The organism is Lacibacter luteus, assembly GCF_004118265.1.
Lineage (GTDB): Bacteria > Bacteroidota > Bacteroidia > Chitinophagales > Chitinophagaceae > Lacibacter > Lacibacter luteus.
On record NZ_SDHW01000005.1, the window covers coordinates 23,481 to 37,509 of the forward strand.

Below are 14,029 nucleotides of genomic sequence, written 5' to 3' on the forward strand. Positions count from 1 at the left end.
TAATCAACCAATAAATGAAACAAATCCTTTTCTTTTTTTTGATTTTATGTGCAGTAACTACACATGCACAACCGCCACTCCGTGATACAACATTTGGCAGCGGGCCACATGCTGCTTATTTACGTTCGGTTGTTCGGGCCGATGTATTGGAAGGTCGTACAATACCCGAAACAATTACTCCTACCGGTCAAAAGATCTGTTTCGATAAACTGATGAAAGTAAAATCAGTAACGGGAAGAGGTTCAGGTGTTACCTGTGTATATCTCGACACAAGAACAGGCATCATTGGTTATACTCCACTTAAACCCGGTATTGATGCAGCATGCGATATTAAACAGGAAGACCCAAACTTTGTCTTTAGTGTGATCGGGTTAAAAGGAAATGTGTACAATTATCGTAACAACAAAAAGAAAAATGTAATTGAGCATTGGGTGCAAACATCAAACAGTGCAACCTATCAATATGAGTTTATCAGCACAGGTGGAAATGCGCCTTTGCGTAAAAAAGCTGAACGAAGAGATTATTGCGACGGAAAAATAAAAGCACAGTTGTATAAAGTGGATGGTAAACCAACAGAGTGGTACCTGTTTGGCAAACAATTGCCAAATGAAGTATTGATGCAACCGAAAAAGTTCCTCGGCAGTATGGCTGTTGGTTACCAGTATTCTGATAAAGGTTTGTTCATCATTATGCAAATGGTTGGCACAGGTATAGATTCAAAAATACTTTCGCTGGAAGAAGTGAATGTATGTTTCGATCCATCACCGTTTAAAATATTTGAAGACGAACAGGAACAGAAGATGCGTCAAAACATTCAGCGTCAACGGGAGAAAATTGCAAGAGAAGAAGGAAAGTCCGAACAGTACCCAAGTTGTCAAAGCAAAAAAGCAAGCTGGCTGAATTATCAAAAGCAAGCATTAACAAGACAGGAAGAAAATATGCAACAGGCAAGAACGGGCAATGCCATGCAGGATGTTCGTACACAACAGGCACAGACTGATTTGATGAGTTATGATGATGCTATTCAAATACTCATTGCTGAAACAGAATTGAAACTTTGTCGTGCAGAACAACGCATGTCGCAACAACCTTCGGAAGCCAATCAGAAAAAAATAACCTGTTTACAACAATCGCTGGCACAGCAAAAGCAAGTGCAGCAGCGTATGCAAACCATCAACACACAATACCGCAACGAGCCGGGTAAACAGTATGGTGAAAAAGCAAAAGCGATGATGGGAGCAATGCGACCTTGTAACTAACGTAAACAAAAACTGCTAAGTAATGATATGTGCTATCTGGTTTTGTGATGAATGACGGGCAATAAGAAAGGCTGCAACCTGCAGCCTTTCTTTATTTCGTACTTGTCTTATCCCATATTATGAAACACCTTCTGCACATCATCATCCTGTTCTAAACGTTCAATTAATTTACTGATGTCTTCTGCCTGTGCATCTGTAACAGGAACAGTTGTGGTGGGGATCCATTCCAGTTCTGCACTCAACGGAGTAATGCCTTTATCTTCCAGTGCTTTTTGCATGTTGCCAAAATCTGCAAATGCACAACGCACAACTAAAATCTCTTCGCCATTTTCACCGGTACTTTCACCTAACTCTTCCAAACCAAAATCGATCAATTCCAGTTCCATGTCTTCTGCATTCAATCCTTCGGGCTTTAATTTAAACACACCCATTTTTTTAAACTGGAACGATACGGCGCCACTATTACCCAATGAACCACCGCCTTTATTAAAATGACTCTTCACATTCGCTACTGTACGCACATGGTTATCGGTAGCCGTTTCAACCAGTAATGCAACTCCATGCGGCGCATAACCTTCGTATAAAATTTCATCATAGTTTACAAGCTCTTTACCTTGCGCCCGTTTAATAGCTGCTTCTACACGGTCTTTCGGCATACCCACACTACGGGCATTCTGAAAACAACGACGGAGAGCCGCATTTGTTCCGGGATCAGGCCCGCCGGCTTTCACAGCAATAATAATTTCTTTACCAATACGGGTAAACTGTTTGGCCATGCGATCCCAGCGGGCAAACATGGTACTCTTTCTTACTTCAAAAATCCGTCCCATTATAAAAGTTTATGGTTTGTAGTTTTTTGTTTTTGGTTACTAGCTCCAACACTTCATTCGTCTGCATTGGCGTCGCACAATTGTACAGTTGAAATGCTATTCGTCAAATTATGTGTTGGTACAACAGTCCAATTGCAAATCGAAGCTTGGCCTCCTTCTCCTTTAGGAGAGTGAACGAGGGAGAGGCTTCGGGTCGCAAATTTAATGGAATGGTCGTAAACAAAAAACCGTTCCGCATACTGGCGGAACGGTTTGTATAAAAAGAATCGGTTGGTTAATGTCTTTCGAAATCGGAAGCATGTGGAAGAATTTCCGAGGGGTTCCTGAGTTTACTGTTTTTACGGCTGTAAAGGAAGTAAACAACAAGGCCGATCGCCATCCATGCAAAAGCAACTTTCAATGTTTGTGCATCAAGGCCAATGATCATTGCCGTACAAATAACCACACCCAATGTTGATACAACAGGGTAGATTGGTGTTTTAAACGGACGTTGAATGTTCGGCTCTTTCACACGCAGAATCCAAACACCTGCACTCACCAATACAAAGGCGAAGAGTGTACCGAACGAAGTAAGATCGCCGGCAACATGGCCCGGTACAAAAGCAGCAAATGCACCAACAAACACAAACAGGATCCAGTTTGCTTTGTACGGTGTTTTAAATTTCGGATGCAGTTCGCCAAATGCTTTCGGTATCAAACCATCATTACTCATGGTATAGAAAATACGGCTTTGGCCCATCAACATCACAAGAATTACAGAAGAGAAACCGGCAAGGATGGCAACAGTAACAGCAGTTGCTAACCATCCGTAACCCGTCATGTATTGCGATATAGCATAAGCAACAGAAGCTTCACGACCTTTTTCAGGATCAACAAAATCTTTCCAATTGGCAACACCGGTTAATACATGTCCGAAGAGGATGTAAAGAATGGTACACACAACCAGCGAACCAAGAATACCGATCGGCATATCACGCTTCGGATTTTTTGCTTCCTGTGCAGCAGTACTTACCGCATCAAAACCAATAAAGGCGAAGAACACAATGGCAGCACCACCAAGTACACCACCTAAGCCGTGTTTGTTCCATCCACTGTAATCGGCAATTACTTTACCTGCGTTATCTACAACAGGGGCTGTTCCTTCAGGAATCAGGTAAGGTTCATGATTTGCAGGGTTAATAAACTGCCAGCCCAATGCAATAAACAATAATACAATACCTACTTTAATAAACACGATCACCATATTTACAATGGCGCTCTCCTGTGTTCCTTTAATCAATAATAAAGTGAGTAATAATAAAATAATCAAAGCCGGAGCATTCATAATACCGGAATGATGTACACCTGCAGAATCGGTAAAGCTTTCAAAAGGAGAGTGGCTCCATTCGTAGGGAATAGCTCCTCCAAACAGCTTGTTTAAATATTCGCTCCATGCAATAGATACAGTGGCTGCACCCAATGCATATTCCATAATTAAAGCCCAACCAATAATCCATGCAACCAGTTCGCCCATAGTTGTATAACTGTAAGCATAGGCACTACCGGCAATAGGGATCATGGCAGCAAATTCTGCATAACACAAACCGGCAAAAGCGCAGCCCACAGCTGCAACAATAAATGATAATGTAACGCCCGGACCAGCAGCTTGTCCGGCAGCAGCAGCTGTTCTAACAAAAAGACCGGCACCGATAATTGCCCCGATACCTAAGGCCACCAGATTGCCTGCACCCAGCGTTCGCTTTAAGCCTTTTCCTTCGGCCTGTGCAAGCATTTGGTCAAGAGATTTCTTTGCAAATAAACTCATACTAGATTGGTTATAGATTTACGATTTACGAACAGTAATAAGCTGGAAAAATAGAGATTTATTGCAAATAACCATCAAAAGATTTATTAACGGTTTGGGCAGATGCTGTGCAACCCGAATACCGTATATTGCGGCACATAAATAAAAAGCATGGGTAAGGGAAACCGTTTAACGATTTATATTATTGCCGCAATGATTCTTGGTATAGCGGTAGGGTATGTCGTTCACATTACTGCATCGGCTGAAACCATCGGGAGTTTTTCGAAGAACATTAAACTGCTCAGCAGCATTTTCATTCGTCTTGTACAGATGATCATTGCTCCGCTGGTTTTTTCTACACTTGTAGTAGGTATTGCAAAACTGGGCGATCTGAAAGCGGTTGGCCGTGTAGGCGGTAAAGCATTGTTGTGGTTTATTTCTGCTTCACTTATTTCTTTATTGCTTGGTTTGATGTTGGTAAACCTGTTTAAACCGGGTACACATATTAATTTATCGCAGGCAGATACGGAAGGCGTAAAAGACCTGATGACAAAAACATCTACTTTCTCTTTACAGAATTTTGTGGAGCATATTATTCCAAAGAGTTTGTTTGAAGCAATGGCTACAAACGAAATTCTGCAGATCGTTATCTTCTCAATTTTCTTTGGTGTGGCAGCAGCTGCCATCGGCGATTATGCAAAACCATTGGTGAAAGCACTCGATGTTGTATCGCACATCATTCTTAAAATGGTGAACTATGTAATGAATTTTGCACCAATAGGTGTATTTGGAGCATTGGCAGCAGTAGTGGCAGCAAAGGGTTTGGGCATTTTTCAGTTTTATCTTGTTTACTTCTTATACTTCCTCATTGGTATTGCAGTATTGTGGATTATTTTGATTGGTGTGGGCTTTGTAATTCTCGGGCCACATCGTATGAAAGTGTTGCTGCGTCGAATCGGAGGCCCGTTGTTAATTGCTTTCAGCACCACCAGCAGCGAAGCAGTATTTCCAAAACTTACAGAAGAGCTGGAACGTTTTGGATGCAAGGATAAAATTGTGTCGTTTGTATTGCCGCTTGGTTATTCATTCAACCTCGATGGCAGTATGATGTATATGACCTTTGCAAGTTTAGCTATTGCACAGGCTTATGGCATTCATCTCGATCTGGGTACACAGTTAACCATGTTAATTGTATTAATGCTTACCAGTAAGGGAATTGCAGGTGTGCCACGTGCTTCATTGGTTGTTGTATTGGCAACCTGTGCCATGTTTAATATTCCACCGGAAGGTGTGGCTTTGATTCTGCCGATCGATCATTTCTGCGATATGTTCCGCAGTGCTACCAATGTGGTTGGTAATGCATTGGCAACATCGGTAGTAAGTAAATGGGAAGGAGAGTTGAGTGATGGGCATGGTCATCATGTGCATCACGAACATCATAATCATACAGCATAGTTTTAAATAAATAAGACCAAAGGAAAAGGGAACCTAAAATGAAGAAAAGACTGATCGGGATTGTAGTGATGTTTGTTGTGTTTGCAGGCATCAATAAGCTTTATGCACAAAAGCAGGTGAATGTGCGTGTGCTGAATCAATACGAAGCAACGGCAGAAAAGTTTACAGTCGATGCTGTAGAATACACTACAGCAAAAGATGGCAGTGTAACTCTCACACTAAATGCAACAGATTCGGTTACGTTTGCCGGAACTGATTATGATACAAAGAAAATTGCTGTAACAGCGATTACAGATGGTACTACAATTGAGCTGCACAAACAGTTTACCTGGAAAGATCTGCTCAACCCTAATTTTTATATTACCTACGGAGGGTTGTGGTTACTGCTCTTTATCATTTTTGCAGAAACAGGATTGTTGTTTGGTTTCTTTTTACCGGGCGATAGTTTATTGTTTGTAGCAGGCATTTATAGTAGTAATCTGGCGAATGAATTTTTGAAATTATTTAAACTGGACGGCCTGCATAACGAATGGTTTGAGTTATTGATATTGTGCAGTCTTATTTCTGCTGCAGGTATATTGGGTAACCTGGTTGGTTACTGGACGGGTAGAAAGATCGGTCCGGCTATGTACAACTGGAACGATAACCTGTTGTTCAAAAAACGTTACCTGCACGAAGCACATGATTTTTATGAGAAGCATGGCGGTGGTGCAATCGTGTTTGCACGTTTCCTTCCATTCATCCGCACATTTGCACCCATTATTGCAGGTATTGTTGAAATGGACCGTAAGAAATTTGCGTTCTTTAATGTTGTTGGTTGCATTGCCTGGGTAGTGAGTATGATCTTTGCCGGACACTTTTTACAGATATGGGTAAAAAATCAGTTTGGTATTGAACTGAAAGATAAACTGGAGTTGATCGTTATCATCATTATTGCCGTTACAACTGCTCCGGTGTTCTGGAAATTCCTTTTCGGAAAGAAAAAAGAAAAACCTGAATAAAGTATTCACGATTGCCAGCCCTTACATATGACCAACCAAAAAGAACATTCCATTTTTTCGCTTGCTGTAATTGTAGCAGCGTTGGGTTATTTTGTTGATATCTACGATCTGCTGTTGTTTACGATTGTGCGTGAACCAAGTATTCTCGATCTTGGTATACAAAAAACAGATACAGGTTCTATTATAGCCGCCAGTACAAAAATTATCAACTGGCAAATGGTTGGGTTATTGATCGGTGGAATTCTTTGGGGAACACTTGGCGATAAAAAAGGGCGACTGAGCGTTTTATTTGGTTCAATTTTATTATACAGTGTAGCAAACTTTATTACTGGTTTTGTGCAAACAGTAGATCATTACGCTTATGCCCGGTTTGTTGCAGGTATTGGTTTAGCCGGAGAGCTTGGTGCAGGTATAACGTTGGTGAGTGAATTGCTGCCTAAGAATAAAAGAGGTGTTGGAACTTCTTTAGTTGCGGGCATAGGTTTATTTGGTGCAGTGTTCGCTTATTTTACTTTTAAGTTTACAGACGATTGGCGACTTTGCTATAAAATAGGCGGGGGCCTTGGTATTTGTTTATTATTGCTTCGTATAAGTGTTGCAGAAAGCGGCATGTTTAACCAGGTAAAACAAAGCAAAGTAAGTCGTGGAAATATTTTCATGTTCTTTACGAATACAACACGATTTCGTAAATACATACTTGCCATTTTAATTGGGTTACCTACATGGTATGTTATAGGTGTTCTTGTTAATTTAAGTAATCAGTTTGCAAAGAAATTTTACGGCGATACACATATCGAAAGCGGCCGGGCAATCATGTTTGCTTATGCCGCTATTGCCATTGGCGATATTTTAATCGGGTTGATCAGTCAGTATTTTAAGAGCCGTAAAAAAGCATTGTACCTCTTTTATGGTTTTACAATTGTCGGGCTTATTCTGTTTTTCTCTCCGCTCAACAACAGCGATACAGCAATGTATATTATTTGTGCATGGCTTGGTTTCAGTACCGGCTTCTGGGCAATATTTGTAACCATGGGTGCAGAACAGTTTGGTACTAATTTGCGGGCAACAGCTGCTACCACAATTCCCAATATGGTGCGTGGGTTTTTATTACCCATCAATCTATTGTTTTTAGATTTATTTCAAAAAAGCTGGGGCTGGGGTTTAACCAAGGCAGGTATTGTAACAGGAGTAGTGGTGATGGTTATTACGCTTATTGCTGCCTACTTTACCGAAGAAACTTTTCATAAAGATTTGAATTATGTAGAAGGCGAGGAGATGCTGCCGTAGAAAAGTTAATCGTTTATAGTTGATAGTTCATAGTACAATTCTATGAACCATGATCCATTAACCATGAACCCAATTGAATGAAATTTCTAATCATCCGCTTCAGTTCCATCGGCGATATTGTGTTAACCACACCGGTTGTGCGTTGTTTAAAACAGCAGGGAATTGGGGCTGAAGTACATTTTCTTACCAAGTTCAGTTTTCAGAAAGTAGTTGCATCTAATCCCTACATCGATAAGTTCTATTATCTCAACAACGATTGGGATTTGCTGATGCACGAGTTGAAAGAAGAGAACTACGATTACATTATTGATCTGCACAACAATATCCGCACCTTAAAGATTAAGCGTGAGCTGAAAGTGAAATCATTTTCATTCAACAAACTCAATGTGCAGAAATGGTTGCTTACCAATCTTAAGATCAACCGTATGCCTGCTGTGCATATAGTAGATCGTAATCTTGATACAGTAAGATCGTTTGCTGTAAAGAACGATGGAAAAGGACTCGACTATTTTATTCCCGAAGATGAAGAGATCAAACAAAGCGATCTGCCACATTCGCACTACTTAGGTTATGTAGGGTTGGTAATTGGTGCAGCACATGCTACCAAACGCTTACCGACTGAGCAGTTGAAAAAGCTTTGTGCGTTATTGCATCATCCAATCATTTTACTTGGCGGTCCGGAAGACAAAGCAACAGGCGATGAAATTGCTGCGATTGATCCTGTAAAGATCTACAATGCATGTGGCAAATTCTCCATTAACGAAAGTGCAGATCTTGTTCGTAAAGCAAAACTCATCATTAGCCACGATACAGGCTTAATGCATATTGCAGCAGCCTTGCACAAACCCATCATCAGTGTTTGGGGCAATACAGTTCCCGTATTTGGTATGACACCGTATTATGGAAACAAGCAGGTACGCAATGTAATGTTCGAAGTAAATGATCTTGGTTGCAGGCCATGTTCTAAAATCGGTCACGATCAATGCCCGAAAAAACATTTTAAATGTATGATGCTGCAGAATGTAGAAGCAATAGCAGCAACAGCACAGACTTGGGCAAAAGAATTACGGTAATAAAAAACGGTTTCACATTTGTGAAACCGTTTTCATTTTCAAATTATCTGATATTTCAAATATTCAAATTAGAGTGTCTTCAGCACATCGTTCATGCTGCGTACTGCTGCTGCACTTTTATCGAAGGCAGCTTGTTCATCTGCATTCAATTCAAAGTCTACGATTTTTTCCCAACCGTTACGACCAATAGTAACAGGAACACCTAAACAAATATCTTTTTGTCCATATTCGCCATCTAACGCTACGCAACAGGTAAAGAGTTTCTTTTCATCACGCAGAATACTTTCTACCAATGCAGCTCCGGATGCACCCGGTGCATACCATGCAGATGTACCAATTAAAGCAGTAAGTGTAGCGCCGCCTACCATTGTATCTTTTACGATCTTCTCTTGCTGTTCTGCAGATAAGAATTTCGTTACAGGAACGCTGTTCCATGTAGCCAAACGGATCAAAGGAATCATGGTTGTATCGCCGTGGCCACCAACTACCACTGCATTCAAATCTGCAGGTGAGCAATTCAGGTGCTGGCTCAGTTGATATTTAAAGCGGCTGCTGTCGAGTGTACCACCCATACCAATGATGCGGTTCTTTGGCAAGCCGGTAGAAGTTAATGCCAGGTAAGTCATCGTATCCATCGGGTTACTGATGATGATGATGATGGCATCAGGTGAATATTTTAAAATGTTTTCGCAAACACTTTTTACAATACCTGCGTTTACACCAATGAGTTCTTCACGGGTCATACCGGGTTTGCGGGGTAAGCCCGATGTAATTACCACTACATCACTGTCGGCTGTTTTGCTGTAATCATTTGTGCTGCCAACAATTTTGGTATCGAAACCGAGGAGAGCAGCAGTCTGCATCATATCCTGGGCCTTACCTTCGGCAATCCCTTCTTTAATATCAAGTAGCACTAATTCAGAACACAGTTCTTTACGGGCAATATTATCAGCACAGGTAGCTCCTACGGCACCGGCACCTACAACAGTAACTTTCATGGACAAACGTATTTTTTAAGTGAAAAATTTGTGCCGCAAAGGTATTGGAGGAAAGCTGAAAAGTCAAAAGAAGGAATTACTATCTTTAGTCATAACTAAACAAATACTGCATGATACTCGTCATTCTTTATGTTATCCTCGGCCTTGTTGCCCTTGTATTGCTGGCTGCAGCTGTAATGCCCGGTAAATACCTTGTAGAAAAATCAACGATCATTAGCAGACCTTCGGCAGAAGTGTATAACAAAGTAGCCGATCTGCATTACTATCGTGACTGGAACCCCTGGGCTAAAATGGAGCCCGATGCACAAACCAGTATTACCGGCGATCCGAAGCATGTTGGTCACAAATACTACTGGAATGGAAAGAAAATAGGAGAGGGAAGTTTAACGGTTCGCTCGGCTGTACCAAGCAAGGCCATCAATTTCGATCTTGTATTTCTGAAGCCTTTTAAATCGGAAGCAATTGATGCATGGGATTTAACCGAAGTTGATGGCGGCACAAAGGTAGTGTGGCGCAACAGCGGTGGCTTTCCTTTTCCAATAGGCCGGCTGATGGGCCCATCCATTACCAAACAACTCAACAAGCAGTTTGAAGAAGGGTTGCAGAATCTGAAAGAAATGTGTGAGAAATGATCTTAGCAATAGTTTATAAACAAAAGCCAGTCTGCCGACTGGCTTTTTTCATTCCTTTAACAGAAATAGGTAAAATAAATTTTGGGTATTACGAGAAAGTCGTAGATTTACGAAAATTTCGTAGAGATGTTAGAAAAGCTCACACACCAGGAAGAAGAAGCAATGCAGGCAGTATGGCGTAAAGGCGAAGGGAATATCAAATCCTTTCTTGAATTTCTGGATGAAGAAATTCCTTACACTACTCTTGCATCAACCATAAAAAACCTGGAAAAGAAAGGTTATCTCGAAAGCAGGTTGTTTGGGAATGCTTATCTCTATAAGCCGGCAATTACAGAAGAGGAATACAAGAAGAAATTTATGAGTGGCTTTGTTAAGGAGTACTTCGAAAACTCGTACAAAGAGTTGGTGAACTTTTTTGTAGAGCAGAAAAAGCTCTCACCAAAAGAGTTAAAAGAAATTGTAGAAATGATCGAAGGGAGGAAGTAATGAATAAAGGATAATGAATAATTAAAAATGCATGATGCCTTATTTAGCGGAACTATTTTAAAATTATCAATTACCAAATTTTCAATTAGCAACTATGCCTGTAATAATTGAATACCTGCTGAAAGTTTCGATTGCGCTTGCACTGGTGTATGTATTTTATCAACTGGTGTTGCGCAGGCTTACTTTTTATAACTGGAACAGGTGGTACCTGGTTGGTTATGCAGCATTAAGCTTTTTTATTCCGTTTATGAACATTACGGACTTTCTGTTCAAACACGAACTGGAAGAAGTACAGTTTGTGCGGATGGTGCCTGTTTATAATTTAAACATTACAGCAACCAATGCAGGTTTTGAATGGAACAGCTGGAACATTGCCATTGTTCTTTTTATTGCCGGAATGATGTTGATGGGTATGCGTATGCTGCTGCAGCTTTACAGCTTGCGTAAAATGAAAGCAAAGGCCAGGCTGCTGAACGAGGGTGCTATTAAACTGTTTCATGTGGAAGAGAATATTATGCCTTTCTCTTTTAGTAACGGCATTTACATCAACAGCAAACTGCATACAGAAGCAGAACTGCAGGAAATCATCCGCCACGAATTTGTGCATGTAAAACAAAAGCACAGCATCGATATTTTGTTTGCCGAATTTTTGTGCATGGTTTTATGGTTTCATCCTGCTGCATGGTTTATCCGTAAAGCCATCCGTCAAAATCTTGAATTTATTGCCGATGAAAAAGTATTGCAGGAAGGTGTTGATAAAAAACAATATCAATACCTGTTACTGAAAGTAGTGGGCAATAATCATTACAGCATTGCATCCAACTTTAATTTCTCATCACTTAAAAACCGAATCATCATGATGAATCAAATCAAATCTGCACGAGTGCAGGCAATCCGTTTCTTATTTGTACTGCCGCTGGTAGCTGTATTGTTACTTGCGTTTAGAGAAGTAAAACAAAAAGAGCAGCGTAAAGAAGAATTTAAACAGCAGCTGTTGATTAACGACACGGTGCCGGCCAGTGAAATTGCAAGTGTAAATGTTAACAAGAACAACAATGAAAAAACAGTTACCATTGTTTTGAAAAACGGAACTAAAGAAACCTATAACCTCAACAACCCTGATGAAAAAGAAGCGTTTGAAAAAAAATATGGTAAGCTGGATAAAGTAGTGCCACCGCCACCGCCTCCACCGGTACCCGGAAAAGTAGTTACAGTAAAACCTGCGCATGAAGATGTAAAGCTTAATACTAAAGGTTATTTTGTAACCATTGCCGATAACATGGGCGAATGTGTTGTGATAGTAAAGGATAAGAACAAGAAAATTGTAGAAGCGTTAAAGCTTACAGATTGGAATGCCGCCGAAGATAAATACGAAGCAAAGTATGGTGAAATTGCACCACCTCCGCCACCATCGCCTCTTGCACCAGTAACAGTAGTTGGTTATCCATCGCCTGTTTCTGCACCTGCTGCAGTAACAGCAGAAGGTAAAGTTGCAACAGTTACTGTTGCCGAAACAACATCGCCTGTAAAAGAAGTAACAGTTACAGGATATAAAACTGCAGCTGTAACAACTACGGCTGTAGCAACGGTTAATACAACAGCGGCTGCTGATCCCGGAGTAGTTACGGTTGTAGGCTATGGTACATCAACCAACAAGCCCGCAACCATAAAATTGAGAGGTAAAATCAGTACCGATAACGTATTGTATATTTTAGATGGTAAAGAAGTTACTGCAGAAGAAGTAAACCAAATGGAACCTAACAACATTCAAAGCATTTCAGTTTTAAAAGATGAGAGTGCTGTAAAGCTGTATGGCGAAAAAGGAAAGAATGGCGTTATCATCATTACAACAAAAACAAAGAAAGTAGCTGACTAAGAAATATTGCCACCTGAAAATCATTAAACCTTATTCATTGCGAAACAAGAAATTGTTTCGCTTTTTATTTTGTAGCCAGTTCTATCAGTTTTGCTGTTGGTACGCCGCCATCAAAATAGTGAATCAATTCTCCGTTCTTATTATAGATCGTAATCAGCGGCAGATAATGATTGCGGTAGTATTTAGGAAAGAAATACAATACATCTCTTCCCATAATGATGTTCTTGTAGGTTGATATCTGGTAATCGATGTAAAACTGTTTCATCATTTCAAAAGGGTAGGTGGTAGCCATAACAATCTGTACCGATTTAAGCTTCTGAATATTTTCAATCAACTCTTTCGTTTGGTTTTTACAATGGTCGCAATCGGGACTAAAGCTCATCAAAACAGTTGTTTTCTTTTTGCTGAGCTGTTCGGTATAAAAACTGGTTGAGCTGTCGGTTAGTAACAATTTAAAATCGGGTAGGCGCAGGTTTTGTAGATGAGCAGGAATTGTATCGGCTTTCGTTTGTGCCTGAATGTTGAATGCGGCTAAAAAAAGTACAACTGTAAATAAGATATTCCTCATGCCTGCAATTTAGCAAAAACCGGTGGAAAGGTATTTTGCTGCAAGTTTGCTGAGAAAGGCTGTTAGCTTTATATTTGCAGCCTTAAATTACTATTCAAAGCGTTATTATGGCAACTACATCAGACATCAGTCGTGGTATGATCATCAAGCAGGACGGCAGCTTGTATAAAATTGTGGAGTTTGGCGAAAACAAAACAGCCCGTGCAGCCGCAAAAGTTTGGGCTAAATTGAAAGGTGTTGATAATAACCGTTCTATTGAGGTTACCTGGAACAGTGGTGAAACCATTCATCCTGTTCGTGTAGAGCGTCACGATTTCCAGTTTTTGTATAAAGACGATACCGGTTATAATTTCATGAATAACGAAAGCTTTGAGCAAATCGCTGTTCAGGAATCGGTAATTGATGCGCCCCAGTTTTTGAAAGAAGGCGATGCCGTAAGTGCTCTCATCAACACCGAAACTGAAATGCCGATGAGTATTGAGCTGCCCGATAAAATTGTAGTAAAAGTTACTTACAGCGAACCTGGTGTTAAAGGCGATACTGCAACACGTACGCTGAAACCTGCAACTGTTGAAACAGGTGCAACTGTAATGGTTCCCTTGTTTGTAAACGAAGGCGAAATGATCCGCATCAACACCAAAACAGGTGACTATGTTGAGCGTGTAAAAGAATAATCTGTTAGATGATATTAAAAAAGGCGATTTTTTAAAAATCGCCTTTTTTTGTACTTTTTTCGCTCGTTTTTGGGCAAAACTGAGCTGTTTTACCTCGTTTTTTATCA

13 protein-coding genes are annotated in these 14,029 nt (G+C 40.4%); 9 read left to right on the forward strand and 4 right to left on the reverse strand.

All coding sequences use genetic code 11. From position 1 onward, the window contains the following. Positions 1-14: 14 nt before the first annotated feature. Positions 15-1,259, forward strand: a complete 1,245-nt coding sequence (locus ESA94_RS15140; protein WP_129131780.1) for a hypothetical protein — start codon at positions 15-17, stop codon at positions 1,257-1,259. A gap of 107 nt (positions 1,260-1,366) precedes the next feature. Here ESA94_RS15140 and ESA94_RS15145 read toward each other — a convergent pair whose 3' ends face one another. Both ESA94_RS15145 and ESA94_RS15150 read right to left on the reverse strand, forming a co-directional pair. Next, on the reverse strand, positions 1,367-2,089 hold the full coding sequence (locus ESA94_RS15145) for a YebC/PmpR family DNA-binding transcriptional regulator (RefSeq protein WP_129131781.1): 723 nt from the start codon (positions 2,087-2,089) through the stop codon (positions 1,367-1,369). A 274-nt stretch (positions 2,090-2,363) separates the two neighbouring features. Next, on the reverse strand, positions 2,364-3,893 hold the full coding sequence (locus tag ESA94_RS15150; protein ID WP_129131782.1) for an amino acid permease: 1,530 nt from the start codon (positions 3,891-3,893) through the stop codon (positions 2,364-2,366). Positions 3,894-4,043: 150 nt separating this feature from the next. Between ESA94_RS15150 and ESA94_RS15155 the strand changes: the two genes are divergently transcribed. The 4 genes from ESA94_RS15155 (at position 4,044) to ESA94_RS15170 (ending at position 8,688) form a co-directional block, all read left to right on the forward strand. Continuing rightward, positions 4,044-5,327, forward strand: a complete 1,284-nt coding sequence (locus ESA94_RS15155) for a dicarboxylate/amino acid:cation symporter (protein WP_129131783.1) — start codon at positions 4,044-4,046, stop codon at positions 5,325-5,327. A gap of 38 nt (positions 5,328-5,365) precedes the next feature. Then, positions 5,366-6,328 carry a DedA family protein gene (locus tag ESA94_RS15160; RefSeq protein WP_129131784.1) on the forward strand — a complete coding sequence of 321 codons (963 nt, stop codon included), beginning with the start codon at positions 5,366-5,368 and terminating at the stop codon, positions 6,326-6,328. 27 nt (positions 6,329-6,355) lie between these two features. Further along, on the forward strand, positions 6,356-7,615 hold the full coding sequence (locus ESA94_RS15165; protein WP_129131785.1) for an MFS transporter: 1,260 nt from the start codon (positions 6,356-6,358) through the stop codon (positions 7,613-7,615). Positions 7,616-7,692: 77 nt separating this feature from the next. Further along, on the forward strand, positions 7,693-8,688 hold the full coding sequence (locus tag ESA94_RS15170; RefSeq protein ID WP_129131786.1) for a glycosyltransferase family 9 protein: 996 nt from the start codon (positions 7,693-7,695) through the stop codon (positions 8,686-8,688). Between the two features lie 68 nt (positions 8,689-8,756). Here ESA94_RS15170 and mdh read toward each other — a convergent pair whose 3' ends face one another. Next, positions 8,757-9,686 (reverse strand): malate dehydrogenase, encoded by a 930-nt coding sequence (gene mdh / locus ESA94_RS15175; RefSeq protein WP_129131787.1) that lies wholly within the window; start codon positions 9,684-9,686, stop codon positions 8,757-8,759. A 110-nt stretch (positions 9,687-9,796) separates the two neighbouring features. Here mdh and ESA94_RS15180 point away from each other — a divergent pair, with 110 nt between their 5' ends. The 3 genes from ESA94_RS15180 to ESA94_RS15190 all read left to right on the forward strand — a co-directional run bounded on the left by ESA94_RS15180 (position 9,797) and on the right by ESA94_RS15190 (position 12,680). Next, a complete protein-coding gene (locus ESA94_RS15180; RefSeq protein ID WP_129131788.1) occupies positions 9,797-10,318 on the forward strand; it encodes an SRPBCC family protein in 522 nt (173 codons plus the stop codon). A gap of 126 nt (positions 10,319-10,444) precedes the next feature. Next, complete coding sequence (locus ESA94_RS15185) at positions 10,445-10,804, forward strand: BlaI/MecI/CopY family transcriptional regulator (protein WP_129131789.1); 360 nt, start codon at positions 10,445-10,447, stop codon at positions 10,802-10,804. A gap of 94 nt (positions 10,805-10,898) precedes the next feature. Next, positions 10,899-12,680 (forward strand): M56 family metallopeptidase, encoded by a 1,782-nt coding sequence (locus ESA94_RS15190; RefSeq protein WP_129131790.1) that lies wholly within the window; start codon positions 10,899-10,901, stop codon positions 12,678-12,680. Between the two features lie 64 nt (positions 12,681-12,744). Here the strand turns inward: ESA94_RS15190 and ESA94_RS15195 are convergent, their stop codons facing one another. Next, positions 12,745-13,248 (reverse strand): thioredoxin domain-containing protein, encoded by a 504-nt coding sequence (locus ESA94_RS15195; RefSeq protein ID WP_129131791.1) that lies wholly within the window; start codon positions 13,246-13,248, stop codon positions 12,745-12,747. A gap of 107 nt (positions 13,249-13,355) precedes the next feature. Between ESA94_RS15195 and efp the strand changes: the two genes are divergently transcribed. After that, positions 13,356-13,922, forward strand: coding sequence for an elongation factor P (efp, locus tag ESA94_RS15200; RefSeq protein ID WP_129131792.1), 567 nt, complete (start codon positions 13,356-13,358; stop codon positions 13,920-13,922). The last annotated feature ends 107 nt before the right edge of the window (positions 13,923-14,029 follow it).

Bases quoted from the DNA above. Each gene is read 5' to 3' on its own strand.
- ESA94_RS15140 (WP_129131780.1), top strand. From the start codon at position 15: ATGAAACAAATCCTTTTCTTTTTTTTGATTTTATGTGCAGTAACTACA.
- ESA94_RS15145 (WP_129131781.1), bottom strand. From the start codon at position 2,089: ATGGGACGGATTTTTGAAGTAAGAAAGAGTACCATGTTTGCCCGCTGG.
- ESA94_RS15150 (WP_129131782.1), bottom strand. From the start codon at position 3,893: ATGAGTTTATTTGCAAAGAAATCTCTTGACCAAATGCTTGCACAGGCC.
- ESA94_RS15155 (WP_129131783.1), top strand. From the start codon at position 4,044: ATGGGTAAGGGAAACCGTTTAACGATTTATATTATTGCCGCAATGATT.
- ESA94_RS15160 (WP_129131784.1), top strand. From the start codon at position 5,366: ATGAAGAAAAGACTGATCGGGATTGTAGTGATGTTTGTTGTGTTTGCA.
- ESA94_RS15165 (WP_129131785.1), top strand. From the start codon at position 6,356: ATGACCAACCAAAAAGAACATTCCATTTTTTCGCTTGCTGTAATTGTA.
- ESA94_RS15170 (WP_129131786.1), top strand. From the start codon at position 7,693: ATGAAATTTCTAATCATCCGCTTCAGTTCCATCGGCGATATTGTGTTA.
- mdh (WP_129131787.1), bottom strand. From the start codon at position 9,686: ATGAAAGTTACTGTTGTAGGTGCCGGTGCCGTAGGAGCTACCTGTGCT.
- ESA94_RS15180 (WP_129131788.1), top strand. From the start codon at position 9,797: ATGATACTCGTCATTCTTTATGTTATCCTCGGCCTTGTTGCCCTTGTA.
- ESA94_RS15185 (WP_129131789.1), top strand. From the start codon at position 10,445: ATGTTAGAAAAGCTCACACACCAGGAAGAAGAAGCAATGCAGGCAGTA.
- ESA94_RS15190 (WP_129131790.1), top strand. From the start codon at position 10,899: ATGCCTGTAATAATTGAATACCTGCTGAAAGTTTCGATTGCGCTTGCA.
- ESA94_RS15195 (WP_129131791.1), bottom strand. From the start codon at position 13,248: ATGAGGAATATCTTATTTACAGTTGTACTTTTTTTAGCCGCATTCAAC.
- efp (WP_129131792.1), top strand. From the start codon at position 13,356: ATGGCAACTACATCAGACATCAGTCGTGGTATGATCATCAAGCAGGAC.